This window comes from Actinomadura rupiterrae (assembly GCF_024172125.1).
GTDB lineage: Bacteria > Actinomycetota > Actinomycetes > Streptosporangiales > Streptosporangiaceae > Spirillospora > Spirillospora rupiterrae.
This window is the reverse complement of record NZ_JAMZEA010000003.1, coordinates 232,049-258,010: the sequence shown is the minus strand read 5'-3', so window position 1 is coordinate 258,010 and position 25,962 is coordinate 232,049. Positions and strand designations below refer to the sequence as shown.

At 72.8% G+C, this 25,962-nt stretch carries 17 protein-coding genes; 14 read left to right on the top strand and 3 right to left on the bottom strand.

Annotation, left to right across the window (positions count from 1 at the left end; genetic code table 11):
• Nucleotides 1-36: 36 nt before the first annotated feature.
• Complete coding sequence (locus tag FHU30_RS10020) at nt 37-807, bottom strand: DUF8129 domain-containing protein (protein ID WP_253874345.1); 771 nt, start codon at nt 805-807, stop codon at nt 37-39.
• 316 nt (nt 808-1,123) lie between these two features.
• Between FHU30_RS10020 and FHU30_RS10015 the strand changes: the two genes are divergently transcribed.
• Entirely contained in the window at nt 1,124-2,083 is a 960-nt protein-coding gene (locus FHU30_RS10015; RefSeq protein WP_253874344.1) for a 4-hydroxy-3-methylbut-2-enyl diphosphate reductase, read from the top strand.
• Nucleotides 2,084-2,248: 165 nt separating this feature from the next.
• On the opposite strand, the gene FHU30_RS10010 is transcribed toward FHU30_RS10015, so the two are convergent.
• Entirely contained in the window at nt 2,249-2,773 is a 525-nt protein-coding gene (locus tag FHU30_RS10010; protein WP_253874343.1) for a DUF6542 domain-containing protein, read from the bottom strand.
• Between the two features lie 50 nt (nt 2,774-2,823).
• On the bottom strand, nt 2,824-4,155 hold the full coding sequence (locus tag FHU30_RS10005; RefSeq protein WP_253874342.1) for a DNA recombination protein RmuC: 1,332 nt from the start codon (nt 4,153-4,155) through the stop codon (nt 2,824-2,826).
• 132 nt (nt 4,156-4,287) lie between these two features.
• Between FHU30_RS10005 and FHU30_RS10000 the strand changes: the two genes are divergently transcribed.
• From FHU30_RS10000 to FHU30_RS09940, 13 genes are all read left to right on the top strand, one after another.
• Complete coding sequence (locus FHU30_RS10000) at nt 4,288-5,379, top strand: alpha/beta hydrolase (RefSeq protein ID WP_253874341.1); 1,092 nt, start codon at nt 4,288-4,290, stop codon at nt 5,377-5,379.
• Nucleotides 5,380-5,445: 66 nt separating this feature from the next.
• Complete coding sequence (gene ychF / locus FHU30_RS09995; RefSeq protein WP_253874340.1) at nt 5,446-6,537, top strand: redox-regulated ATPase YchF; 1,092 nt, start codon at nt 5,446-5,448, stop codon at nt 6,535-6,537.
• Nucleotides 6,538-6,914: 377 nt separating this feature from the next.
• Nucleotides 6,915-8,057, top strand: a complete 1,143-nt coding sequence (locus FHU30_RS46970; protein ID WP_253874339.1) for a helix-turn-helix domain-containing protein — start codon at nt 6,915-6,917, stop codon at nt 8,055-8,057.
• A 131-nt stretch (nt 8,058-8,188) separates the two neighbouring features.
• Entirely contained in the window at nt 8,189-9,118 is a 930-nt protein-coding gene (locus tag FHU30_RS09985) for an alkaline phosphatase family protein (protein WP_253874338.1), read from the top strand.
• A 79-nt stretch (nt 9,119-9,197) separates the two neighbouring features.
• The gene (locus FHU30_RS09980; protein WP_253874336.1) at nt 9,198-10,466 is read left to right on the top strand and encodes an MFS transporter; all 1,269 of its coding nucleotides are present in this window, start codon (nt 9,198-9,200) and stop codon (nt 10,464-10,466) included.
• Nucleotides 10,467-10,504: 38 nt separating this feature from the next.
• Nucleotides 10,505-11,464, top strand: a complete 960-nt coding sequence (locus FHU30_RS09975) for a hypothetical protein (protein ID WP_253874334.1) — start codon at nt 10,505-10,507, stop codon at nt 11,462-11,464.
• Nucleotides 11,465-11,901: 437 nt separating this feature from the next.
• Nucleotides 11,902-12,915 (top strand): conjugal transfer protein, encoded by a 1,014-nt coding sequence (locus FHU30_RS09970; protein ID WP_253874332.1) that lies wholly within the window; start codon nt 11,902-11,904, stop codon nt 12,913-12,915.
• Between the two features lie 63 nt (nt 12,916-12,978).
• Nucleotides 12,979-13,269, top strand: coding sequence for a hypothetical protein (locus tag FHU30_RS09965; RefSeq protein WP_026414008.1), 291 nt, complete (start codon nt 12,979-12,981; stop codon nt 13,267-13,269).
• 90 nt (nt 13,270-13,359) lie between these two features.
• Nucleotides 13,360-17,850: a TcpE family conjugal transfer membrane protein gene (locus FHU30_RS09960; protein WP_253874331.1), complete on the top strand. Its 4,491-nt coding sequence runs from the start codon at nt 13,360-13,362 to the stop codon at nt 17,848-17,850.
• Between the two features lie 808 nt (nt 17,851-18,658).
• Entirely contained in the window at nt 18,659-21,163 is a 2,505-nt protein-coding gene (locus FHU30_RS09955) for an ATP-binding protein (protein ID WP_253874329.1), read from the top strand.
• Nucleotides 21,160-24,231, top strand: coding sequence for a type IV secretion system protein (locus tag FHU30_RS45930; RefSeq protein WP_301322939.1), 3,072 nt, complete (start codon nt 21,160-21,162; stop codon nt 24,229-24,231). Before FHU30_RS09955 ends, FHU30_RS45930 begins: the two co-directional genes overlap by 4 nt.
• A complete protein-coding gene (locus tag FHU30_RS09945; protein WP_253874327.1) occupies nt 24,231-24,884 on the top strand; it encodes a hypothetical protein in 654 nt (217 codons plus the stop codon). Before FHU30_RS45930 ends, FHU30_RS09945 begins: the two co-directional genes overlap by 1 nt.
• Nucleotides 24,881-25,948 carry a C40 family peptidase gene (locus tag FHU30_RS09940; RefSeq protein WP_253874325.1) on the top strand — a complete coding sequence of 356 codons (1,068 nt, stop codon included), beginning with the start codon at nt 24,881-24,883 and terminating at the stop codon, nt 25,946-25,948. The genes FHU30_RS09945 and FHU30_RS09940 overlap by 4 nt, the downstream gene beginning before the upstream one ends.
• Nucleotides 25,949-25,962 lie beyond the last annotated feature (14 nt).

The following is a 25,962-nucleotide window of genomic DNA, read 5'->3' as shown; positions in this document are numbered from 1 at the left end:
GGTTTCGGACGGGCCTGAGCTGCGGATCGGTGCGGGTCAGTGCGAGCCGTTGAGCTTGGCGATCCGGTTCTCGTACATGCGGATGATGTCGGCGCGGGCCTCGTGCTCGCGCTCGTACTCGCGCAGCAGCTTGACCTGGTCGGCCGAGAGGCCGCGCAGGCGGGCGCGGAGCTGCGGGAGCGTCGCGGTGTCGTAGTCCGGCACCGGGAGCTCGGCGGCCTCACCGGCGGATCCGGCGGCCTTGGACGTCGCGGCGGGCTTGGCGGGCTCGGCCCGCTTCGGCTTCGCCGCGGCCTTCGGCTTGGCCTCGGCGGGCTTCGCCTGAGCAGGCTTCGCCTCGGCGGGCTTGGCGGGCTTGGCCTCGGCGGCCTTCGGCTCGGCGGGCTTCGCGGCCTCGGGCTCCGGTTTGGCGGCGGGCTTGGCGGACGCGGCGGGCTTGCCCACCGAGATCTCCTTCTCGCGGGCGGCCGGGCGCTCCGCAGGACGGGCCGCCGGACGCGCCGCCGCCGTGCGGGCGCGGGCCGTGCGCGGCGCGGGCTCCTCCTCGCCGCCGCGGACGCGCTCCACCACCGTGCCGACCACCGAGACGGCGGTGTGCTGCACGTCCTGGCGGAGCCGGCCGAGCACCGGCTTCACCCCGCCGCCCTCGGTGATCTCCTTGTAGTCCCGGGTCACCCGGTCGCTCAGCAGCAGGGCCCGGCCGACGCCGAACATGGCCAGCCGGACGGCGTGCAGCGGAAGGTCGCGGACCTGCTCGCCGACGGTGTCCCTGACCTGCTCCTTGAGGCGGCGCGGCGATCTCGTCATCGTTGTCACTCCTCCTGCTGCCCCAGCCGGCCTGGCCGGGGCCGGTTGGGTGTGCACCGTCTGTCCACCACAACTTTGCCGCATCGGTGCGATAACGGTCACCCCGCCTTAATGGATTTCCGTCCAAGAAGGCCGTGGGCTGGGTCACAGTGCCGCCTCCGCGGCGCGGGCAGCGGGCTTCACATGGGCTTCCCCGGCCCGGAGCGGGCAGGACGGGCGGTGCGTCCGGCGCCGGGGTGAGAGTTGGGTCGCGTGGGGGCGCGATGCCCCCGTGCGGGCGGTTCGGGCCCCCTGGGACGGCTCGTACGATAGAGGCATGACCTCCACCAGCCAGCGCCGTGTCCTGCTCGCCAAACCGCGCGGTTACTGCGCCGGGGTCGACCGGGCCGTCCAGACGGTCGAGATCGCCCTGGAGAAGTACGGGGCGCCGATCTACGTGCGCAAGCAGATCGTGCACAACGTGCACGTCGTCCGGACGCTGGAGGAGCGCGGCGCGGTCTTCGTGGACGAGACCGAGGAGGTCCCGGAGGGCGCGATCGTGGTGTTCTCCGCGCACGGCGTCGCCCCCGTGGTGCACGAGGAGGCGCGCGGGCTGAGCCTGCGCACCATCGACGCCACGTGCCCGCTGGTGACCAAGGTCCACAAGGAGGCCGTCCGGTTCGCCAAGGACGACTACGACATCCTGCTCATCGGGCACGAGGGGCACGAGGAGGTCATCGGCACGACCGGCGAGGCCCCCGACCACATCCACCTGGTGGACGGCCCGGGCGACGTCGCCAACGTCGTCGTCCGCGACCCGGAGAAGGTCGCCTGGCTGTCCCAGACCACCCTCTCGGTGGACGAGACGATCGCGACGGTCGAGAAGCTGCGCGAGCGCTTCCCCAAGCTGATGGACCCGCCGTCCGACGACATCTGCTACGCCACCCAGAACCGGCAGGTCGCGGTCAAGCAGATGGCCGCCCGGTCCGACCTGGTGATCGTGGTCGGCTCGACCAACTCGTCCAACTCGGTGCGGCTGGTCGAGGTGGCCAAGGAGCACGGCGCCGACGACGCCCGCCTGGTCGACTACCCCGACCAGATCGACGAGGGCTGGCTGGAGGGCGTGACCACGGTCGGCGTCACCTCCGGCGCGTCCGTCCCGGAGGAGCTGGTCAGCGGCGTCCTCGCCTGGCTCGCCGAGCGCGGCTACGGCGAGGTCGAGGAGATCGAGTCCGTCCAGGAAAGCATGCGCTTCGCCCTCCCCCACGAACTCCGCAAGGATCTTCGCAGTGCTTGATTGAGCCTCCGGGCCGCGTCCCTCGCCTAGCGGCTCGGGGCGCGGCCCGGATGCTCGTGCGAACGCGGCATCGCTTCGCGATCAACCGTGCGGGGCTCGCCTTCGGCTTCGTCCCGCACGGTTGTTAACGCGTTCGCGCCGGTTGCGGTTGCCGCCGGGTGTTGGTCAGTCGACGTCGCCGTGGGGGAGGGGGCGGCTCGGTTCCTCCCAGCGGACGGGGTCGACGTCGTCGTCCTCGGCGAGGGTGCGGCCGCGGGCCAGGCGCGCGCGCAGGTCGCCGAAGGCGCCGGGCAGGCCGCGCGGGACGGCGATGGCGACCGCGATCAGCGTCCCGGCGAACAGCCACGGCGCGATAGCGGCGAGCGCGGCGAGCAGGCCCAGCGACATCGTCCGGGTGAGCGGGCCGTCGTCGGCGGCGAGCTCGGCGACGACCGTGGCGGCGAAGCAGGCCAGCGGCGGGCTGACGACCAGCGTCGGCAGGTCGGCCGGGCGGGTCAGCAGCGCGGCGAGCACGCAGCCCGCGATGAACAGGCCCCCGGCGAGCATCCCGACCCCGACCCAGCGGGCCAGCAGCGCGCCGAGCAGGGCCGCGGCGAGGACGAGCGCCACGCCGCCGCGTCCGGTGAGGGTGACCGGCCCGGCCGGGGCGGCGGGTCGCGGCGCCCGCCGCGAGGAGGCGTTCCGGCGCACTGGACCCCCTGCCGCGGCGCCGTCCGGCGCCTCACGAACCGACGAAGTACTCATTGCCACCTCTCTCGCCGATCAGTCTGATCAGGGATGGCCCGTCCGCCGAAACCTACCGCTTCCGCGGCCGGGTCGGGCCGCTCGTGCGCGCGCGTCTCCTCGCGAAGATCGTTTTCCGGGGCGAACTCGGCCGCGGACAGGGGGCGGGGGCCGTCCTCGACGGGGGCGGGGGCTTCCAGCCTGTCCTCCACCACGCCCAGCTCGTTCAGCTTCCGCGCGGTCACCAGGACGCGCGTCTCCAGCGAGCCGACCGTCCGGTTGTAGGCGCGGACGGCCCCGGTGAGGGTGCGGCCCAGCTCGTCCACGTGGCGGCCCATGGTGCCGAGCCGCTCGTACAGCTCCTTGCCCAGGTCGAACACGGCGCGGGCGTTGCGCGAGAGGGCCTCCTGCTGCCAGGCGTAGGACGCGGTGCGCAGCATGGTGATCAGCGTGGTCGGGGTGGCGATGTGGACGCGCCGCCGCATCGCGTACTCCAGTAGCGCCGGGTCGCGGTCGAGCGCGGGCGCGAGGAACGCCTCCCCGGGGACGAACAGGACGACGAACTCCGGCGTCGGGCTGAACCCCTGCCAGTAGCTCTTGGCGGCGAGCCGGTCCACGTGGTCGCGGATGTGCCGCGCGTGCGCGTCCAGCCGGTCGCGCTCGGCGGACGCGTCGCCCGTGGAAGCGGCCTCCAGATAGGCGGCGAGTGAGACTTTGCTGTCCACGACGATGTTCTTGCCGCCCGCCAGGCGGACGACCAGATCTGGCCGGATCACGCCGTTCTCCGTGGTGGAGCTGGCCTGCTCGTCGAAATCGCAGTGGTGGGTCATTCCGGCTAGCTCGACCACGCGGCGGAGCTGGAGTTCGCCCCAGCGTCCGCGCGCTTCGGGCCGCTGTAGCGCGCGCACGAGGGTGCGCGTCTCGGTGCGGAGCTGCTCGCCGCTCTGCCGGACGAACTCGACCTGCTTGGCGAGCATGGCGTGCGACTCGCGGCGTCCGGTCTCGACCTCGCGGAGCTGCTCCTCGACCTTGGCGAGGGTCTCGCGGAGCGGCGCGACCAGGTGCTCCACGGCCTGCCTGCGGCGGTCCAGCTCGCCCGCCGCCTCGGCGCCGGCGACCTTGAGCCGGGCGTCGGCCAGTTCGAGGAACCGCTGGTTGGACGCGTCCAGGGCCTTGGCGGACAGGTTCTCGAAGTGCTCGGCCATCCGGTCCTCGGCGTAGGCGAGCTTCTCCTCGGCCGCCTTCGCGCGGGCGATCAGCGCACCCTGGCGGCTCGTGGCGAGGGCGTACCCGACCACCACGCCGAGGGCGGCCCCGATGAGCAGGCCGACGAGCAGCGCGGGATCCATCCGCCAATCGTGGCAGCGGAACCGGTGCGCACCGGCGCGACGCGCCGTTCCCCCGGCGAGCCGCCCGCGATGTCCGGACTATTAGACTCATTGTTAGTTAGATCCCTTACGTCCCCCTCGCGAGGAGTGGCCATGCCGACCGCCTCCGGTCCCGCCCCCGACTCGGCCCCCGACGTCCCCGCCGACACGTCGGGCATCCCCGCCGCCGCCTCTCCCGCCGAACCGGGCGCGGTTCCCGCGCGCCGGACCGTCCGGGTGGTGGCGACGACCCGGGTCGAGCGCCGGATCGCCCGCGTCCTCGCGCTGGAGCCGGGCGGCCCGCCGACCCTCCGGGCGCGCGTGGCCAACCAGTTCATCCGGGCGATCGGACGGAACCTGTGGGCGTACAGCCCGTCCACCGACGCCGGGCTGCTGCTCGTCCACCGCCTGTCGAGCCTGCTGGTCCACACCGGGGCGCTCCCGCGCGGCGTGACGGTCGAGCCCCAGGAGCTGGGCGCCTGCACAGCGGAGTGGGTGCGCGCGGGCGCGCCCGACGAGGACAAGGTCTTCCTCTACCTGCACGGCGGCGGCTACTTCTTCGGCAGCCCGGGCCTGTACCGGCCGTTCAACTGGCGCTTGTCGGCGTCCACCGGACGGGCCGTCCTGGCCCTCGACTACAGGCTCGCGCCCAAGCACACCCCGGCGGACGCCCTAGAGGACGCGGTCACCGCCTACGAGTTCCTGCTAGGACGCGGCTACAAGCCGGAGGACATCGTCGTAGGGGGAGACTCCGCCGGGGGCCACCTGACCCTGGCCCTACTGCTGGCCCTGAAAGAGCGCGAACTGCCTCTCCCCAAGGCGGCGGTGTGCCTCTCCCCATGGGTGGACCTCCTCTGCGATGCCGACTCGCACCGCACGAACGCCCGCACCGACTACCTCATCCCTGCCAAGAAGCTCGCCTGGCTCGGACGTGACTTCTGCAACGGCAAGCCGGAGGACGACCCGCTCTACGCCCCCGCGCGCGCAGACCTGACGGGCCTGCCGCCGATGCTGTTCGTGGCGTCCGGTAGCGAGATTCTCAGGGACGACACGCGTGAGGCGCACGAGCGCGCCAAGGCCGCCGGTGTGGACAGCGTCTACCAGGAGTGGAACGGCCTCGTGCACGTCTTCCCGGTGTTCTGCGAGTACGTCCCGGAGGGCAAGGCCGCCTTCCGGCATATAGCCGAGTTTCTGGCCAACGCCTAGTCCCGTACCGGTCCCGGACGCGGCCACGTAACCGAGTGGCCGCCGGGGCCCATAAACTTGGCGCCCGTGAGCCTCTCCATCGGAATCGTCGGACTGCCCAACGTCGGCAAGTCCACCCTGTTCAACGCGCTGACCAAGAACGACGCGCTCGCCGCGAACTACCCGTTCGCGACCATCGAGCCCAACGTCGGCGTGGTCGGGGTGCCGGACCCCCGGCTGGAGAAGCTGGCGGGCGTCTACGGCTCGGCCAGGATCCTCCCGGCCACGATGGAGTTCGTGGACATCGCGGGCATCGTCAAGGGCGCGTCCGAGGGCCAGGGGCTGGGCAACAAGTTCCTCGCCAACATCCGCGAGACCAGCGCGATCTGCCAGGTCATCCGCGCCTTCGAGGACCCGGACGTCACGCACGTGGACGGCGACGTCGCGCCGTCCCGGGACATCGAGACGATCAACACCGAGCTGATCCTCGCCGACATGCAGACCATCGAGAAGGCCCTGCCGCGCCTGGAGAAGGAGGCGCGCACCAAGAAGGACAAGGACCAGCTCGCCGTCGTCCAGGCCGTCCAGGACGCGCAGAAGGTCCTGGACGAGGGCGTCACGCTGTTCGCCGGCGCCGCCAAGGCCGGCATCGACCTGGCGCTGCTGCGCGAGCTGCACCTGCTGACCGCCAAGCCGTTCCTCTACGTCTTCAACCTGGACGAGGAGGAGCTCGGCGACGAGGCCCTGCGCGCCCGGCTCCGCGAGCTGGTCGCGCCCGCCGAGGCGATCTTCCTGGACGCCAAGATCGAGGCCGAGCTGATCGAGCTGCCCGACGACGAGGCGCTCGAACTGCTGCAGGGCATGGGCCAGGAGGAGTCCGGCCTGTCGCAGCTGGTCCGGATCGGCTTCGACACCCTCGGCCTGCAGACCTACCTGACCGCCGGCCCCAAGGAGACCCGGGCCTGGACGATCAGGAAGGGCGCCACCGCGCCCGAGGCCGCCGGCGTCATCCACACCGACTTCCAGCGCGGCTTCATCAAGGCCGAGATCGTCTCCTTCGACGACCTGATCGCCGCCGGCACCCAGGCGGAGGCCCGCAACCAGGGCAAGGTCCGCATGGAGGGCAAGGAGTACATCATGCAGGACGGCGACGTCGTCGAGTTCCGCTTCAACGTCTGACCCCTGCGGGTCGCAGGCGGCGGGCGGCGGCCGGTCCCGGAGCGGGGCCGGGACCGGCCGCCCGGCCGGAGGCAGGGGGAGGGCCGCCTCACGGCCGATGGGGAGAAGCGCTGACCCTCGCGACACCGAGCGCCAGACCGGTGTACTCCAGGCGCGCCGGTCATGGTGGCGCACAGCGGCCAATGGCGCAGAAGGGCACGGAGCTTCGCGCGTCTGCCGCGCCCGGCGCGGGGCACGCACTTGTCATACGCGGGGCGGAGGGGCGCGCATCTGTCACGCGGGGGGCGGGCGTGTCACGATGTGCGTGAGCCGCCGGTCCGCCACTCCTGCCCGGTGCCCGGCGGTGCCTTCCGGCCGCCCCCACCGGAGGTGTCGCGGTGCACGACGCGGACCTGTCCACCCATCTGTGCAGGCTCGGGCTCTCCCGCCCGCAGGCCGAGATCTACCTGGCGCTGCTCGCGACCGGCCCGGGTGACGCCGTCCGGCTGGCCAAGGAGCTCGGCCGCGCCCCCGACGACGTCCCCGACGTGGCGCGCCGCCTCGGCGAACTGCGCTCCCTGGGCCTCGTCACCGCTGCTGGGACGTCCAGCGAGGTGTCCGGCGCGTCCGGAACTTCGGGCGAGGCGTCCGGAACGGCCGGAACGTCTAGCGAGGTGTCTGGGACGTCCGGAACTTCGGGCGAGGTGGCCGTAACGAGCGGGACGTCCGAGGCGTCCGGGGAGGGGGGCGCGGGGACGGAGGTCGAGCATGCGCCGGTCGAGCCGTCCATCGCGCTGGAGCATCTCGCGCACGCCCGGACGGCCGAGCTGCGCCGGGCGCACCTCGCGGCGGCCAACGCCTACCGGGACTACCGGCGCTCGGTCAGCCCGCAGGCCACCCACGACCTGGTGGAGGTCGTGACCGGGACGGCGATCGCCGAGCGCATCTGGAACATCGAGGAGGCCGTCGAGAGCAGCGTCCTGCGGTTCGACTCCCCGCCGTACCACACCCGCCGCGGCGCGAACCCGGTCGAGATCGAGAACCTCGCCAGGGGGGTGGAGTACCGGGTCGTCTACTCCAAGTCGGCCGTCGAGGACTCCGCGTACTACGGCGTCAACATCCGGCCCTGCGTCGCGGCCGGGGAGAAGGCGCGGGTGCTGCCCGCCGTCCCGGTGAAGCTGACCGTCTTCGACGGCCGGCTGGCGCTGGTGTCGATGTCCTTCGTCGAGGCCGAGGTGAACGACTCGCTGCTGCTCGTCCACCCGTCCAGCCTGCTGTCCGCGCTGATCGGCCTGTTCGAGACGTCCTGGCGGGTCGCGCTGCCCATGCACCGGGACGACCGCGCCCCCGCCGCGCTGAACCCGATGCAGCGCCGCATCCTGGAACTCCTCGCCACCGGCGTCACGGACGAGACCATCGCCGAACTGCTCGGTATCAGCCGGCGGACGCTCTCACGGCACCTTGAGCAGCTCAACACGCGCGCCGGGTCGCTGAGCCGCTTCCAGCTGGCCCTGCACGCCGCCCGCAACGGCTGGCTCTGACCGCCGACGCGGGCAAGGTCCGCGGGCCGGCGTGTGGCGAATTCTTGTCAGTGGCGGAAGTGGGACATCGCGGACGGGACGGGCGGGTTACACCTGGGGTCTCCAGCCCGCTCCCCGCAGGAGGTCCCCCGATGCGTCCGACCCGACTCGCGGCGCTGACCCTCGCCGCCGCGGCCACCGCGGCGGCGGCGACCGCCGTGGTGGCGAACCAGGGCTCGGCGAGCCCGCGCGCCGCCGTCCCCGCCGCCGCGGTCGCCCCCGCTCCCGCTCCGGCGTCCGCGCGCGGTGCCGCGCCGGCCGCCGTGCACCGGCCCGACCACGTCATCGTGGTCATGTTCGAGAACAAGAACTACAGCAGCGTCAACGGCAGCTCCAGTGCGCCCTACCTCAACTCGCTGTCGAAGGCGGGCACGCTGTCCACCAACTCGTTCGGGCTGACGCATCCCAGCCAGCCGAACTACATCGGCCTGTTCTCCGGCTCGCAGCACGGCGTCACCGGCGACACGTGCACGAACCTGACGGGCGACAACCTCGGGCAGCAGCTCATCAGCGCGGGCCTGTCGTTCAAGGGCTACTCGGAGAGCCTGCCGAGCGCCGGGTACACCGGATGCACCAGCGGGAACTACGCCCGCAAGCACGCGCCGTGGGCGAGCTTCCCGACCGTGAGCGGCGCGTCCTACAACGTGCCGTTCTCGTCCTTCCCGACCGACTACACCAAGCTGCCGACGCTGTCGTTCGTCATCCCGAACATGTGCGACGACATGCACGACTGCTCCATCAAGACGGGCGACACCTGGCTGAAGAACCACCTGGACGGCTACGTCCAGTGGGCCCGGACCCACAACAGCCTGCTCGTCGCCACGTTCGACGAGGACAACTTCACCTCCGTCAACCAGATCTACACCTCGTTCGGCGGCCAGTACGTGAAGCCCGGGTACGCCTCGGGCACGCAGATCGACCACTACACGCTGCTGCGCACGCTGGAGGACCTGTACGGCCTGCCCGCTCTCGGCTCGGCCGCGAGCCGCACGCCCCTGACCGACTTCTGGACCGCCGGCTGACCCGCCGTCCCGACCCGGCCGGTGGCCGGCCGGCGCGCGCCGCCGCCGGCCGCCGGCCGCTCCACGCGCGGGAGGGCGCATGTACCTGTCCACGATCGGGCTGCGGCGGGTCGGGCCGCGGGCGGGCGCCGCGGTCGGCCCGACCGTCCTCGCGCTCGGCGCGGTCAGCCTCGTCACGGACGTCTCGTCCGAGATGGTCACCGCGGTACTGCCCCTGTACCTGGTCCTCACCCTGCAGATGGGACCGGTCGTCTACGGCGTCATGGACGGCATGTACACCGGCGCGACCGCCCTGCTGCGCGTCGCCGGCGGCTACGTCGCCGACCGGACGCGCCGGCGCAAGGGCGTCGCGGGGGCCGGGTACGGCGTGTCCGCCGTCGCGAAACTGGGGCTCGTGGCGGCGGGCGCGTCCGTCCCGGCGATCGGCGCGGTGATCGTCGCCGACCGGCTCGGCAAGGGCCTGCGCACCGCGCCCCGGGACGCGATGATCACCGCGGCCACGCCGGAGGCGCGCCTCGGCCGCGCGTTCGGCGTCCACCGCGCGATGGACAGCGCGGGTGCGTTCGCCGGGCCGCTCGTCGCGCTCGGGCTCCTCACGCTCATGGGGGCGGCTACAGCGCGGACGTTCGATGCCCTGTTCACGACGAGCTTCTGTATCGCGTGCGCAGGAGTGCTGCTGCTCTTCTTGACCGTCCGCGAGAAGCCTGCGGAGGCGTCCGCGTCGCCGCCGTCGCGTGCCGCGGTTTCGGGGCGTGCTGCTGTCGGGTTGTTGCGGCTGCCTGCTGTGCGTCGCTTGACCTGTGCTGCGTTCCTGTTGGGGCTGTCCACGGTCGGGGACGGATTCGTTTACCTGATCCTCATGCGTGGGCAGGGGGTGACGGCCGCGTGGTTTCCGATCCTTGCTGTAGGGACCAACCTTGCTTACCTCGTTCTCGCCGCTCCGTTCGGGATGCTCGCCGACCGCATAGGACGCCTGCCCGTCGTCCTCGGTGGCTATGCCGCGCTGTTCGTCGTCTACCTGCTGCTGTCCAACCCGCTCGGCGGGACGGGTTGGACGGTTCTCGCACTGGTTCTGTACGGCGGGTACTACGCCGCTACCGACGGAGTGCTGATGGCGCTGACCGGGCCGGCCGTCCCTGAAGCGATGCGGACGACCGGCCTCGCACTCGTGCAGAGCGGCCAAGCGCTCGCCTACCTGCTGTCGTCAGTGGGATTCGGCGCGGCGTGGAGCGTTTGGGGTGCGTCCACCGCGATGCAGGGCGCGGCTGTAGTCGTGGTCGTCGCGGTAACGGCGACGGCCCTGCTGCTCTCCGGCAACCGAACGCGACCGGAAGCGGAAGTTCGGTGAAGCGCGCGGAAGCAGAGGTTCAGTGAAGTGGAGGTTCGGTGAAGCGAGCGGTGGTCGCGGTCGTCGGGACGGTGGTTCTGACCGTCGTCGCCGTCTTCTCCGTGGTGTCGGCCGTGCGGGACGGTCGCGCTGTTGGGGACGCGCGCCTGTCGCTTGCGCGAGGGCCGGGGCTGGTAGCGCTCAGTTCGTCCGCTGAGAGCCGGGGGAGGGCCGTGTCCGTATCGGGCGGACGGCACGCGCTCACAGGGCTGACGTGCGAACGCCTCTACGCAGCGAACGGGACGGGCCTGTGCCTGCGCCTCGCCAAAGGCTTCACCACGTACCAGCTCGTCGTCCTGGACTCCGCGTTGCGTGAGAAGCGGACGATCCCGCTCGTCGGGATCCCGAACCGCGCCCGCGTCTCGCCCAGCGGACGCATGGTCGCCTGGACGGTGTTCGTCACCGGCGACTCGTACAACGGCGGGCGCTTCTCCACCCGCGTCGGCATCCTGGACACTTGGACGCAGGCGCTCGTCCCGACTCTGGAGGACTGGGCGATCAGCGTCGGCGGTGTCCGGCGGCGCGTCCCCGACGCCAACTTCTGGGGCGTCACCTTCACCCGCGACGACCGCCGCTTCTACGCCACCATGTCCACCGGCGGGCACCGCTACCTCGTCGAAGGCGACCTGGCCGCCCGGACGATCCGGACACTGCACGACAACGTCGAGTGCCCCTCACTGTCACCGGACGGCAAGCGCGTCGCGTTCAAGTCCGCCGTGGGCGGTGACCCTTCGCGCGGCTGGCGACTGTCCGTCCTGGACCTGGCCACGATGCGCGCGACGCCGCTCGCCGAGACCCGTTCCGTGGACGACCAGGCGGCATGGCTCGACGACCGCACCGTGGCCTACGCCATCGCGCGCGGACGAGGAAACTCCGACGTCTGGACCGTCCCCGCGGACGGCACCGGCACCCCGAAGCTCCTCCTGCACGACGCATACTCGCCGTCCCCACTGCGCTGAACCCGCCGCGCTGAACCCGCCGCGCGGACGTCCAGCGCGCTGAATCCGCCGTGCTGGACGTCCGCTGAGGTGGCGTCTGATGCGGTGTGTCGTGGAGTGGGCACCGTGCCGGGTTTGGCGCAAAGAGATTTCGTGGCGAGATCGCCGCGGGTAACCAAGCACCTCCTGTACCGGGGTGCTTGTCCGAAACGGGCCCTCGCGCGCCGTTCGGAGTCGGCGATACGGGATCGTCACCGTTTGGCAATCCTCCCCGTTCCTGCTGAGGTGGATTGCATTATCCACAACCGCGCGCCGGGACTGTGCTTCACCGCGTTGCGCTGGAACAATTGACGCTCGTGGTTACGCTGGGCCCGAGGTGGGTTCGGAATGGGCCACATCGGCAGGGATCAGGCACACACAGAGCGCGCCGTCCGAGGGGAGGCGCGAGCGGAGGCAGGATGGCTCGCAGGTCGGCCGTGACAGACGGCCACCAGCCCGCCGGCGTCGACGGCGCCGGACCGTCCGAGCACGCCCTCGGACCGGCCGACGACCCGTGGGAGGCGGCCTCCGGACGGCGCCCGCGGCGCGGCGGGCGGCCGGCGCGCGGCGGCCGCTGGGGCGGATCCGGCGGGCGCTGGTGGGTCTGGCTCGGCCGCGCCGTGCTCTGGGCCCTGATCATCGTGATCGTGGTGAACGGCGTCCGCGCGCCGTTCGAGCGGTTCACCGCCAAGGACACCTCCTCCGGCGGCGGCTCCGGCGCGTCCGCGAGCGGCTTCCCCACCACCGCCGCCGGAGCGTTCGCGCTCCAGTTCGCCAACGTCTACCTGAACTACGACCCGCGCACCGCCGACGCGCGCGCGCAGCAACTGCAGGCGTTCGTGCCGGACGGCGCGTCCGCGCAGTTCGGCTGGAACAACGTCGGCCAGTTGCAGGTGCAGTCCGTCCAGGTCGCCGGAGTGGACGTCCGCGACACCGACAACGCCATCGTCACCGTTCTCGCGGGCGCGCAGGGCAAGTGGTTCCGGCTCGCCGTCCCGGTCTACTCCAAGAACGGCGCGATGGTCGTCTCCGCGCGCCCGGCGCTGCTTCCCCCGCCCGCGAAGGCCGGCCTCCCGCAGGCCGGGGTCCGCGACCGCGACGGCGCCCTCGAAACCGAGCTCGCCTCGGTTATGGCCGCCTTCTTCCCGGCCTACGCGCACGGCGACCAGGCCGCGCTGCAGCGCTTCTCGGACGGCCCCCCGATCCGGGGCCTCGCCGACACGGTCACCTTCGTGCAGGTCAGAGAGGTCATCGCGCCGAAGGGCCCGGTCGACAGCCGCACCGTCACCGTCACCGTCGGCTGGCAGATGCCCGCCCCCGGCGGCGCCGCGGGCGGCGAGCTCGACCAGACCTACGACCTGTCCATGGTGAAGAAGAACGGCACCTGGTACGTGCACGACATTCGCGGCACGGCCCAACCGAACGCCTCATGAAAGTCCCCGAAGTGACCCTCACACAAGAACCGGCCCCGGCCGAACCAGGAAGGTAAGCAGTCGATGCTGCATCACCTCATGGCGTCGATTCCCGACCAGATTCTGGCGGCGCCCGCGAACAACGACCAGCTCAGGACGGACCAGCTCGCCGACTGGCTGCGGCAGATCTTCGGCCCCCTCTTCCTGGTGATCGTCTCCATTGTCGCCATCTTCTTCCTGTTCACCCGCGAGATCACGCGCTTCGTCCAGTTCATCGTGCTGGCCGTCGCGATCGGCGTGGTCTTCTACGTCCCGAACATCATCGAGACGACGGCGAAGGCGATCGCCAAGGCGCTGGGGGTGAACCTGACCTAGTCCCGCGAGGTCCGAGGTCCAGGGGTCCCCCTCCCGTCCGGGGACCCGGCAGGCGACACCGTGCCCGGCGCAGCAAAGGGGAGCAGGGGCGTGGATCTACCCACGTACACGAACATCTGGCGCATCGAGAAGCGGCTGTACAAGCTGTACGACCTGCGGCTGCCCATGCCGCTGCCGCTCGTCCAGATCGGCGTGTTCGCCGGGGTGTTCATCCCGTGGATCCTGATGCTGCGGCTGGTCGGCGTCCCGTTCAAGACCCCCTGGCACGTCCTCTACATCGTCCCCCCGGGCGTGCTGACATGGCTCGCGACGCGTCCGGTCATCGAGGGCAAGCGGCTCACCGAACTGCTGCTCTCGCACACCCGCTACCTCGCCGAGCCGCGCACCTGGTGCCGCCTGACCCCGATCCGCGAACCCCGCGAGGTCGTCGTCGTGGCCCGCGTCTGGCGCCGCGGCGACCCCGCCCCCGCCAAGGCCGCCGCCCGCCGGCGCAAGCCGGACGTCCTGGTCGAGGAGACCACACCCACCCCGATCGCCGTCCCGCCCGTCCGCCGCGTCCCCGCCGAAGCCCCACCCCTGGCAGACGCGCCACCGCTGGCCGAGCCCGTTCTCCCGGCGCAGGCACCGCCCCTGGCCGAAGCCCGCCCCGAGCCCCTCCCCGAACCCCAGCCCCGTCCGCACCCCGTCCCCCTGGACGCCGACGTCCACGTCGCGGGCGCGACCTTCACCGCGGACGACCTCGACCACCCGCCCGCGACCCCCGAACTCGAGAACCCCGCCCGCGGCTCCGGCAAGCGGGCCCTCGCCTCCGGCGTCCGCCGCCCCGGCGCCCCCGCCGACTTCTGGACGAGTATCACCCGGAACCTCCCCCAGGGCCCGTCCGAAACCGAGCCCCCGCACCCCCAGGAGCCCCCCTCGGACACCACGCCCGACCGGGACCCGGGCATCCCCCAGGGCACCGAAGGCCCCCCGTCCATGTTCGGCCGCCTAACCCGCCGCCGCCAGGACACCCCCCCGCCCACCCGCCCCGACATCCCCGTCCAACCCACCCCCACCCGCCCCGACATCCCCCAACACCCCACCGCCCGCGAGGAGCACCGCCCACCCGCCGAGGCAACCCCCACCTCGCAGCAACACCCGCAGGGGGACGCATCCAGTCCACAGAACGCAGAGCCCGCAAGCGCATCCCCGCAGCCCGCCCCCCCAAGCGCCCCGCCAACGCCGCTGCAACGTCCGCAGCCACCCTCGGACTCCTCCCACGCGAACGAGCCCGCCCCCCACACGGACGCGGCCGTGCGCGCACGTCCAGACACCCGTGAGGAGCAGCACGCATCTGCCGAGGCGGGCCCTGCCTCGCAGCAACAGCCGCAGGGGAACGCGTCTGGTGCACAGGGCGCGGAGACGGCGAGTGCGTCCGCGCAGTCCGCGTCCCCAACGCCTCTGCAACGTTCGCAGGCAGGCTCAAGCTCTCGCGCGGACGAGACCGCCCCACGCCCGGACGGGCAGCCCCCCACGCAGGCGCGCGAGACCGCCGCGCGCGAGGACGAAGTTGTGCGCGCGTACCCAGACACTCGCGAGGGGCAGCGCGCGCCGGTGGAGGCGCAGCCCGCCGCGCAGCAATCACCTCGTGGGGACGCGTCCGAGTCGCAGGTCGCGGAGGGCGTTGCGTCCGCGCCGTCCGCTGCAATGCCTCCGCATACCGCGCAGGCGGACGAGGCCGCAGCGCAGGCCGACGGCAACGCACGTACGCAGCACGCCACCCGCGAAGTGCAGCCCTCGCAGACAGGCGCGGGCGATGTGGCGCCGCAACACCACGCGCACGCTGACGAACGCGCCGCGCATGCCGACCAGGCCGCTCGACGCGTGGGCGAGGCGGCTCCTACGCAGGCGGGCGAGATGGCCGCGCGCGCGGACGAGGTCGTGCGCGCGCATCCGGACACCCGTGAGGGGCAGCGCGCGCCGGTGGAGACGCAACCTGTCGCGCAGCAATCACCTCGTGGGGACGTGTCCGAGTCGCAGGACTCGGAGGGCGTTGCGTCCGCGACCGCGCCGTCCACTGCAATGCCTCCAGCTACCGCACAGGCGGACGAACGCGCCGCGCAAGCGGACCAGGGCGTGCGCGCGCACCCGGACACTCGTGAGGGGCAGCGTGCGCTGGTGGAGGCGCAGCCCGTCGCGCAGCAACCATCTCCTGGGGACGCGTCCGAGTCGCAGGTCGCCGAGGGTGTTGCGTCCGCGTCCGCCACGCCACCAATGCCTCCGCATACCGCGCGGACGGACGAGGCGGTAGCGCAGGTCGGCGGGAACGCGCGTGTGCAGCACTCCACCCGCGATGCGCAGCCCTCGCAGACAAGCGCGGGCGATGTCGCGCCGCAGCACCACGTGCACGCGGACGAACGCGCCGCGCATGCGGGCGAGGTCGCGCCCGCGCGGCAAGATACACATGAGTGGCAGCGCCCGGCCGCAGAGGCGAACCTTTACTTGCAGCAACAGCCGCGCGAGGACGCGTCCAGCGCGGAAGGTTCGGAGGGCATTGCGGGTGTGAGTGCGTCCGCCCAATCCGCGACTCCGATTGCGCCTCACCGCGGTTCGCGGGCTGGCGACGATGCCTCGGGTGCGGACGAGAGCGTTCGACGTATGGACGAGGCCCCGCCCGCGCAGGCGCAGGCGCAGGGACAGGCTGCGCAGGCGTATGGGTCCGACGTGCGGGCGGGTGAGGGTGCCTCGCGTGCGGAGGAGGGCGCTGCGCGCGTGGACGAGAACGCCTCCGCGCACCAAGACACTCGGGAGGAGCGGCGGCCGACGGTGGAGGCGTGGCCTTCCGTACGGCAGACGCGCGAGGACGCTTCCAGCGCGCAAGGTGCGGAGGGTGTTGCGGGTGCGAGTGGGGCTGCGCAGCATCGGGCGGGTGAGGACGCGTCCGCGCAGTCCGCGCGGCCTACGTCGTCGTCGCCTTCGCAGTATGCGCAAGCAGGCGAGGGGGCGTCCGGGGCGCCTACTCGGCCTGATATTCCGCAGGTCGCGGCTGAGCGAGAGCCTTCCCGGGGGGTTCCCGAGGAGGGGGACAAGCTCGTCGCGCGCGGGAACGTGGTTCGGCGGACGGAGCGTCCGGCACCCGGGGCAACAGAGCGGCCGACGCCCGGAGCGGCAGAGCGGGCGGTGCCCGGCGCGGCAGGGCGGGCCGTGCCCGGAGCGTTCGGACGGGCCGGGGTCGGTTCGGATGAGGACGCGCGGGCCGAGGACGCGTGGGCCCAGGCGGCGCGGGCTGAGGGCGTGCGGAGTGAAGGCGTGCGCGCTGAGGACGCGCGGGCGGAGGACGCACGGGCTGAGGGTGCGCGGAGTGAGCGTGTGCGGGGTGAGGGGGCGCATGCGGAAGGGGAGTGGCGGCCGGTTCGGGGGCGGGAGCCTCGGACTTGGTCGGAGGAGCTTTCGCGGCCCGCGCCCTGGCCGCCGGTGCAGCGGCAGGACGTGCCGCCGCCGGGGCCGCCGCCCGCGCCGTCCCCGCAGCAGCCGCAGAGAGCCGAGACGTCCGCGCGGGTGACGCCGCCCGCCGCGCCTCCGCCGGTGCAGGACGTCCCGCCTTCGCGGGCGGAGCGGTCGGGGCCGGCGTCGCCGGTGCGGCCGCGGCCCCTGCCGCCGCCCCCGGAGGCGCCGCGGACGCCGGAGCCCGCGATCACGCCGCCCGATCCCGAGCACGAGCTCACCAGCGGCGGCCTGCGGAGGCTGTTCCACGCCGTCGGCGGCGGGCACGCGGACGCGGACGCCGAGTACGAGCAGCGGCTCCAGCAGCCGTTCCAGGGGTCGCGGCACATCGTCGTCCTCGGATGTACAGGCGGCGCGGGGCAGACGGTGACCGCGCTGATGCTCGGCCACACGTTCGCGCAGCACAACGGCGAGCCCGTGGTGGCCGTGGACATCAACCCCGGGCCGGGCGCGCTCGCGCGCAGGACGCGCAGCGAGACCAACGAGACCCTCACCGGGCTCATCACGCGCGCGGACCAGATCGGCAGCCTGACCGCGATGCGCCGCTACACCTCGCAGGCCAAGTCCGGCCTGGACGTCATCGCGGCCGGGAAGAACCCGCTCCAGGCGCTGGACGACCGCGACTACGCCCTCGCCGTCCGGACGATCGACAGGTTCTACTCGGTGACGCTGCTGGACGCTGCCGCCGCCGTCGTCGCGCGCGTCCTGCCGTACGCCGACCAGGTCGTCCTCGTCGCGCCGGCCAGCGCGGACGCCCCGCGCGCGGTCGCGATGACCTACGAGTGGCTGGACGGCCACGGCTACGGCGAGCTGCGCCGGCGCGCGGTGACGGTGATCAACGGGGTCAGCCGGCGCAGCATGGATGATGTTGAACAAGCCGAGGAGGTGGCGCGGGGACGTTGCCGCGCGCTCGTCCGCATCCCGTGGGACGATCACCTCAGCATGGACCGTGCGCCCCGCAACGAACTGAAGGCGTTGCGGGCGCCGACGCGGCGTGCCTACCTCGCCCTCGCCGGTGTGGTCGCCGGTGGGTTCGCCGTCGTGCCCGAGCGTTACACCGAGCAGCAGCAGCAGCAGGAGCAGGAGGCCGCCCGATGAGCCCCGAGCCAGGTCCGGCCGGACGAGCGCGACCGGACCGGAGGCCAGCGCGACCGGACATCAGGCACGCGCACCCGGAGCCCACACCGGCCCATCCGGACCCCAGGCAGCCGCGGCATGAGCCCCCGCCGGCGAAACCGGAGCCCACGCGGTTGCGGCATGAGCCCAGGCTGGCTCGACAGGAGCCCACGCCGGTGCGGCCGGAGCCCGGGCAGGCGCGGTCGGAGCTCCCGCTGGGGCGACGGGGGCACAGCCAGGCGTGGCCTGAGCTCACGCTGGTGCGGGCGGAGCCCGGGCAGGTGCGGCCGGGGCTCCCGCTGGGGCGACGGGGGCACAGCCAGGCGTGGCCTGAGCTCACGCTGGTGCGGGCGGAGCCCGGGCAGGTGCGGCCGGGGCTCCCGCTGGGGCGACGGGGGCACAGCCAGGCGTGGCCTGAGCTCACGCTGGTGCGGGCGGAGCCCGGGCAGGTGCGGCCGGGGCTCCCGCTGGGGCGACGGGGGCACAGCCAGGCGTGGCCTGAGCTCACGCTGGTGCGGGCGGAGCCCGGGCAGGTGCGGCCGGAGCCCCCGCTGGGGCGACGGGAGCACAGCCAGGCGTGGCCTGAGCTCACGCTGGCGTGGCAGGGGCAGGGGCAGGCGTGGCCGGAGCTCCCGCTGGCGCGACGGGAGGCCAGGCTGGCGTGGCCGGAGCGGCAGCACGTCCTGCCGGAGCTGATGCATAGGCGACCGGAGCGGACGGGTGCGTGGTCGGGGCCGACTCGTGCGCGGCTGGAGGCCGGGCGGGTGCGGCGGGTTCGGGGGGGCGTCTGATGAGCAGGATGACGAAGGCGCGGTCCACCCGGCTTCCCGTTCGGTACTTCGATGACCGGGTGCTGCTGACCGACACGGCCGCGTGGGCGTACTTCCGGCTGCCGACGGTGTCGTACGAGTTCACCACGGGCGAGGAGCGCGAGGCCCTCGCGACGAACATCACCATCGCGCTCGCCGGCATCCGCATGCAGGACGCGGAGATCCACCTGCGCATCGCGCACCGCACGTACCCGGCGGCGGAGTGGGCGCGCGCGCTGGACCGGACGTCCGACGGCGGCCCCGGCTGGGCGGACTACCTGGAGGAGACCTACCGGCACGTCTGGGCGAAGGTCTTCTGGACGAAGGAGATCTACCTCGGCGTCCGGCTCGGCCCGCGCGGCATGGGCGCGCAGCTGTCCGGCGGGGCGATCGCGCAGCTGCTGAACTTCTACAAGCGCAGCGAGTCGGCCCTCGGCATCGAGGACGACGCGATCGACGCCAAGGAGGTCGCGCGCTGGACCGAGCAGGCCGAGCGGATCGGACGCGCGCTCGGCGGATCGGCGCTGTACGCGCGGCACGCTACGTCCACCGAGGTCGCGTGGCTGTTCCAGCATGCGGTGACCGGGTCGCTGACCGATCCGCCGCCCTCGGCCGTCCCGCGCCGGACGTGGGGGCGGGGTGAGATCGAGGCGTTGGTCGAGGGAGCGATCCATAACGGACGCTCCTTCCTGCGGATGGAGCAGCCGAACTTCAACGGCGCGGGTGTGGGCGCGACGGCCGAGTCGTTCGTGGCGTACCTGTCGTTCGCGCGGTTCCCGGACCTGATGCCGTTCCCGGACGGCGAGCCCTGGTTCCACTACGCGGACGCGCTGTCCTTCCCGGTCGAGATCAGCGCGCGCATGAAACTGATCCCGCCGGCCAAGGCGTCCAAGGACGTCTCGCGCAAGCTCGCGCACGCGCGCGACATGGACCAGCACATCCGCGAGGCAGGCGTCGAGGCGCCGATCGCCCTCGCCGAGCAGATCGACGCGGCGCGCCTGCTGGAGCACGGCATCACCAAGGAGCGCCTGCCGTTCGTGTACGGCTGGCACCGGCTCATCGTGTCCGCGCCCACGGCCGAACTTCTCGCGCAGCGCGTCGACACCGTCGTGGAGCACTACCGCGACATCGGCATCGACGTGGTGAACTCGACCGGCGACCAGTTCAGCCTGTTCTCCGAGTCCCTTCCGGGCGACCGCATCCGGCTGAACGCATACGCGCAGCGGCAGCCGCTCCGCACGATCGCGGGCGGGATGCCGACCGCGACGGTCGACCTCGGTGACCGTCCGGACGAGGTGAACGAGGGCTGGATCGGCCCGTACATCGGCGAGACGCTCGGCCGCGCCCGCTCGATCGTGCACTTCGACCCGCTGGTCGCGGCGGCCCGGAACCGTCCGACCGCGGTCGCGATCACCGGCGAGCCCGGCGGCGGCAAGACCACCCTCGCGCTGCTGCTGATCTACCAGATGTCGCTGCGCGGCGTGACGGTCGCCGCGATCGACCCCAAGGGCGACGCGGAGTCCCTCGTCGAGCTGCTCAAGGCGCGCGGCCGCAAGGCCCGCACGCTGCCCCTCGGATCCGCCGCGCCCGGCCTGCTCGACCCGTTCTCCTTCGGGGACGACCTGGCCGCGAAGAAGACGATGGCGACCGAGACCCTCCGCCTCCTCCTCCCGCGCATGTCGGAGGAGCGCGAGTCCGCGATGATCCAGGCGGTCGGCGCGGTCGCGAACGGCGACCGGCCGTCCCTCGGCAAGGTCGTCGACCACCTGGAGTCCGCGCCGGACCCGGCGTCCAAGAACCTCGGCGCCGTACTCCGCTCGATGTCGGAGATGCGCCTCGCGCGGCTGTGCTTCGACCCGTCCGGCGGCGAGCGCATCGACACCGAGGGCTGGACGACCGTCTTCACCCTGGGCGGCCTCACCCTCCCGGACGTGTCGATCAGCCGCGAGGACTACTCCTACGAGCAGCGCCTCTCGGTGGCCCTGATGTACCTGGTGTCGCAGTTCGCCCGCCGGCTCATGCACGGCCTCGACCGCCGCCTCCCGAAGGCGATCTTCCTGGACGAGGCGTGGGCCATCACATCGACACCCGAGGGCGCCAAGCTGGTGCCGGAAGTGTCGCGGATGGGGCGTTCTCGCAACACTGCGTTGATCCTGGTCTCGCAGAACGCCGGGGACCTCTTGAATGAACAGGTGACCAACTGCCTGTCCTCGGTGTTCTCCTTCCGCTCGACCGAGCGCGTGGAGGTCGGCAACGTGATGGCCCTGCTGGGGGTGGAGCCGTCCGACGAGCACAAGGCCGTCCTGCGCAACCTCGGCAACGGCGAGTGCGTCTTCCGCGACCTCGACGGCCGCGCCGGCCGCATCGGCGTCGACCTCGTCTCGCCCGAACTGCGCGCCTGGCTCGACACCAACCCGACCCGGCAGCACCCCGGATCGTCCGACCTGACCGCCGCGGGGGCCCACACCGAGGAGGCCGCCCCATGACGACCCGCCGCCCCCGCCTCCACCCCCCGGGCACCCGCCGCCTTCGCATCCAGCAGAGCCCCGCGCAGGGGCTCGACCTGGGTCGCGGGGACGGCAGGCGCAGGCGGGGACCGCGCCGGTCGGCGCTGCTGACGCTCATCCTGGCGCTGTTCATGTTCGGGCTGACCCCGATCGCGAGCGCGGGACCGTTCGGCGGGGACCCCTGCCGCCCGTCCGACAGTCCGGCGCCGGAGCAGTATGGGGCTGGGGCGGATGGGATGATCAAGCCGCCCAACTATCCGGACGACAAGTTGAAGGCGACGCCGCCTTCGCAGTTGACGTACTACGACCGGTACGGGACGGCCGGGCAGTCGTGGTACGCGGTCGACATGGGTTGCTCGGACGCGATGGCGATGATGGGGAACGCCCTCGCGAACACGACGTTCACGCTGGTGCGGGCGATCGACCGGACGACGATCAGCGTGTACCAGGCGGCGGCGAGCGAGTCGCTGCTGAGCTGGCTGAAGAACACCGTGGACGGTGTGATCAGCCAGATGGGCAAGACGTTCAACGCCCGGTACTGGTCGTGGGTGGTGATCCTCGGGGCCATCACGCTGGCGTGGTGGGGGCTGGTGCGCAAGCGGGCCAGCAAGGTCACCGAGGGCGTGATATGGATGGTCGCGGCGATGGTCGCGCTGATCTGGCTGATCGCGAGACCGGCGGACTTCACCACGCTCGGGACGAAGGTGTCGGGGGCGACGAGCGCGGCGTTCAACGCGGCGCTGCCGCAGAGCGACACCAAGGGGTCGACGTGCATCCCGGCGCCGGCGCCGCCCGCGGGGCAGCCCGCGCAGCCGCCGGCGGCGCAGCCGGACGCGACGACGCGGAACGCGAACGGGCTGTGGGTCGCGCTGGTGTGCAAGCCGTGGCTGATGGGCGAGTTCGGGACGACCGACCCGAACGCGAAGATCGTCAAGGACAACGCGGACAAGCTGCTCGCGTCGCAGGCCGTGGACCTGCCCGAGACGTACGGGCAGCAGAAGGTCGACCTGGCGAAGAAGGCCGACGCGTACAAGGACGTGTCGAAGAACGTCAAGGAGAACTACTCCGGCTCGTACGCGCTGTTCCAAGGCAAGAACTGGACGAGCCGGCTGGCGGTGGCGTTCGGCGGGTTGTTCGCGGCGCTGGTCGCGGGGCTGCTGATTCTAGTGATCGCGATCGCGCTGATCGTGGTGAAGATCGCGTTCCTGCTCTTGCTTGTCGCAGGGCCGATCTTCCTGGGGATCGGCATCCATCCGGGGATCGGACGCGTCATCGCGATCCGCTGGCTTGAGCTGTTGCTGTCGATGCTGCTGAAGCAGGCGGCGCTGATCGGTGTGCTGTCGCTGCTGCTGTGGGCGTACGGGCTGATCCTCGGCGAGACGCTGCCGTGGGGGCTGCAGATCCTGCTGATCGCGCTGGTGACGTGCGCGGCGTTCGTGTACCGCAAGCCGTTCCAGCACCTGTTCTCGGCGGTCGGGTACTCGGCGGTCGGGGCGCGGGAGAAGAGCGAGGCGCACCTGGACAAGTCGGTCGCCGAGGCGCGGAAGAACACGGTCGGCGTCGCGGCGGCCGTGGTGCCCGGCGCGTCCGGGTACCGGCTCGGCCGCTGGGCCAAGCGGGACGCGGCGTCGGACGCGGCCGCCGAGCCGGCGGGGACGGCGGCGGGTGTCACCGTCGCCGACCGGCGCGCCGGGGCGGTCGGGGTCGCGGACGCGCCCTCGCCCGACTCGGCGCCCGTCCTCGCGGCGAAACCACGCGGTGGATCCGCCGCGGCGGCCGCCGCCGAGACCGGACGGCTGCGGCGGGACGCTCCACCGCTCAACCTCCCGACGCGCGCCGGATCGCTGAGCGGTTCCGTGCGCGCGGACGGCGACGGCGGTGCGACCGAAGCGGCGTCCGGATCCGGGACCGGTGCTGGACGTCCCACTTCGTGGACGGCTCGTCCGTCCACGGGAGGTGGTGTTTCGGGCGGACGCGCGGGTGCGTCGGGCGGTGGTTCTGCGGCCGTCGCGGGACGCGGTGTCGCGGGCCCGGGGCTGGGTGCTGCGGGCGGTTCTGGCGCGGGACGCGGCGCTTCGGCCGGAGCCGGTGCGGGACGTGGCACTTCGGGCGAGTCCGGGTCGGGTGGCGGTAGTGCCGCTGGGGCCGGAGTCGGGGCGCGGGCGCGCGGTGGCGGGTCCGGGCCGACGTCGTGGACGGCTCGTCCGAGCGCCGGTGCCTCGAACGGCGGCGGTAGCGGAGGTGGCGGTCTGCGCGGCTCCGGTGGAGCCGCAGGCGCCGCCAGTGGTGGCGGTAGCGGTTCGTCCGGCGGGGGCGCTGGTGGCTCCGCTGGCGCGTCTGGTGGCGGCGCGGGTGCTTCCGGTGGTGGTGCCGGCGCGGCCGGGGGCGGCGCGGGCGCGGCTGGGGCCGGGTCTCGGCGGTCGCGTGGGGCGGACGGCGGCGGTAGGTCGCGTCGGTCGCCTGCGCGTGGTGCGGCGGGTGCCGGAGGCGGCGCGGCCGGGGCCGGGGGAGCCGGTGGAGGCTCTGGGCCCTGGGGCGGCGGCTCCGGCGACGGCGGCGCGTCCGGAGGCGCGTCCGGCGGCGGCGGTGGTGCGTCCGGCGGCGGCGGTGCTTCTGGTGGACGTGGTTGGTTCGGCGGTGGTGACTCGGACGGCGGCGGAAGCGGCGGGTCCGGGGCGTCCGGTGGTGGGGAGTCCGGTGGCTCCTCGTCCGGCGGGCGGAGCTGGTTCGGTGGCGGACGGCGCAACTCCGGCAACGGAGACGGCGGCGGACGGCGCAGCGGCGACACCGGCGGACGACGTGGCTCCGGTGGCGGCGGTCGCGGCGGCTCGTCAGGAACGTCCGGGGGCGGATCCGGCGGGTCCGGGGCGTCCGGTGGGTCCGGGGCGTCCGGTGGAGGGGACGCTAGCGTGCCGCAGCCGCGCAGTGACGGGAACGGCGGGAGTGCGCCCGAGCCGCCGCCGCTGTGGGGCGGACGGCGCTCCGGCGAGGGCGGCGGCGAACCGCCGATCCCGTTCTGGCTGCGTCCGGTCGATCGGGACGAGTGATGAACCTGTCCGACCGGCAGCGGAAGATCCTTTTCGGTGTGCTGGTGGTGGTCCTGGCCGCCGTCGGGGTGTACCTGACGGCGGCGTCGCCGCAGCACAAGCCGAGCCACCACGCGGCGCGTCCGGCGCCCGCGACCAGCGGCGGCCCGGCCGCGCCGGCCTCCCCGCCCCCCGGCATCACCTCCCAGATCACCCCCGGGAACTTCGACATCTACCGGCTGCTGCCGTTCTCCCAGCAGGAGTTCGCGACCGGCGCCGACACCGCGCAGCGGTTCGTCGCGGCCTACGGGACGTACCGGTTCGACGAGCAGCCGCAGGCGTACGCGGCGCGGTTGCAGCCGCTGGTCACCGACCAGGTCGCGCAGCAGATCGCGCAGGGGTTCGCGGCGCCCGGCATCCAGCAGCAGCGGCAGCAGGCGCAGACTGTCGCGACCTGCACCGCGACGCTGGACCGGGTCCGCGACATCGGCAACAACTCGATCATCTTCCTGGTCACCGGGAAGCAGCAGATCACGCAGTCGGGGAAGGCGAGCACCGACGGCAAGCAGTGGGCGGTGACGATCGCGCGTGACGGCAACGCGCTGAAGGTCTCCGCGTTCGAGCCCGCCGACGTCGGCCAGGCGGGCGACACCGGCGGAGGAGGGACCGGATGACCCGCACCCGCGTGCTGGCCGTCACGGCGCTGGTGGCCGCCGGCTCCCTGTTCGCCGCGCTGCTGCTGATCCCGGTGCTGTTCGGCGCGAGCCAGTTCATGTTCGGCGGGGGCGGCGCGGGCAGCGGCGGCTGCGTCGACACCTCCGGCGCGTCCGGGCAGCCGGGCGCGTCGGACGACGCCCGCGGCATCCCGTCGAACTACCTGGTGCTGTACCAGGCGGCGGGCAAGCAGTACGGCATCCCGTGGAACGTGCTCGCCGGGATCGGCGAGGTCGAGACCGCGCACGGGACGGCCAAGGGCACGGGCGTCTCCAGCGGCACGAACTACGCGGGCGCGGGCGGGCCGATGCAGTTCCTCAAGCCCACGTTCGACTCGTTCGCGGTGGACGGCGACCACGACGGCAAGAAGAACCTCTACGACCCGGCGGACGCGATCTACACCGCCGGCGCGTACCTCAAGCACAACGGCGCCCCGGAGCGGATGAAGACCGCGATCTTCATGTACAACCACTCCTGGGACTACGTGAGCCTCGTCCTGGACTGGGCGGGGAAGTACGCGAACGGCAACTTCAAGGTCGTCCAGTCGAACGGCGTGGACTGCCAGGACGACGAGCTCCCCGCCAACGCGTCCGGCATCATCCGGCAGATCATCGCGTTCGCCATGGCGCAGCGCGGCAAGCGCTACATCTTCGGCGCGGCCGGTCCGGACGCGTGGGACTGCTCAAGCCTCCTGCAGGCCGCGTACAGGTCGGTCGGCCTGACCATCCCGCGCACGACGTTCGAGCAGTGGCCGTTCGGCCAGAAGATCCCCAAGGGCCAGGAGCAACCCGGTGACCTGGTGTTCTTCAACTCGGGCCCCGGCACGTCGTCGGACAGCCCCGGGCACGTCGGCATGGTCATCGGCAAGAACCGGATGGTCGTCGCCCGCTGCTCGTCCTGCGTCCCGAACATCGGCGTGACGCCCTACAACCGCGCCGACTGGATCGGCGTGACCCGTCCGCTGGCCACCAAGCAGCTCAAGAACCAGCTGGCGCACCTCGCCTCCGCCAACCAACCAGGCTGACCGCCCAGCCGCGT

Bases quoted from the DNA above. Each gene is read 5' to 3' on its own strand.
- FHU30_RS10020 (WP_253874345.1), bottom strand. From the start codon at position 807: ATGACGAGATCGCCGCGCCGCCTCAAGGAGCAGGTCAGGGACACCGTC.
- FHU30_RS10015 (WP_253874344.1), top strand. From the start codon at position 1,124: ATGACCTCCACCAGCCAGCGCCGTGTCCTGCTCGCCAAACCGCGCGGT.
- FHU30_RS10005 (WP_253874342.1), bottom strand. From the start codon at position 4,155: ATGGATCCCGCGCTGCTCGTCGGCCTGCTCATCGGGGCCGCCCTCGGC.
- FHU30_RS10000 (WP_253874341.1), top strand. From the start codon at position 4,288: ATGCCGACCGCCTCCGGTCCCGCCCCCGACTCGGCCCCCGACGTCCCC.
- FHU30_RS09985 (WP_253874338.1), top strand. From the start codon at position 8,189: ATGCGTCCGACCCGACTCGCGGCGCTGACCCTCGCCGCCGCGGCCACC.
- FHU30_RS09980 (WP_253874336.1), top strand. From the start codon at position 9,198: ATGTACCTGTCCACGATCGGGCTGCGGCGGGTCGGGCCGCGGGCGGGC.
- FHU30_RS09970 (WP_253874332.1), top strand. From the start codon at position 11,902: ATGGCTCGCAGGTCGGCCGTGACAGACGGCCACCAGCCCGCCGGCGTC.
- FHU30_RS09965 (WP_026414008.1), top strand. From the start codon at position 12,979: ATGCTGCATCACCTCATGGCGTCGATTCCCGACCAGATTCTGGCGGCG.
- FHU30_RS09955 (WP_253874329.1), top strand. From the start codon at position 18,659: ATGAGCAGGATGACGAAGGCGCGGTCCACCCGGCTTCCCGTTCGGTAC.
- FHU30_RS45930 (WP_301322939.1), top strand. From the start codon at position 21,160: ATGACGACCCGCCGCCCCCGCCTCCACCCCCCGGGCACCCGCCGCCTT.
- FHU30_RS09945 (WP_253874327.1), top strand. From the start codon at position 24,231: ATGAACCTGTCCGACCGGCAGCGGAAGATCCTTTTCGGTGTGCTGGTG.
- FHU30_RS09940 (WP_253874325.1), top strand. From the start codon at position 24,881: ATGACCCGCACCCGCGTGCTGGCCGTCACGGCGCTGGTGGCCGCCGGC.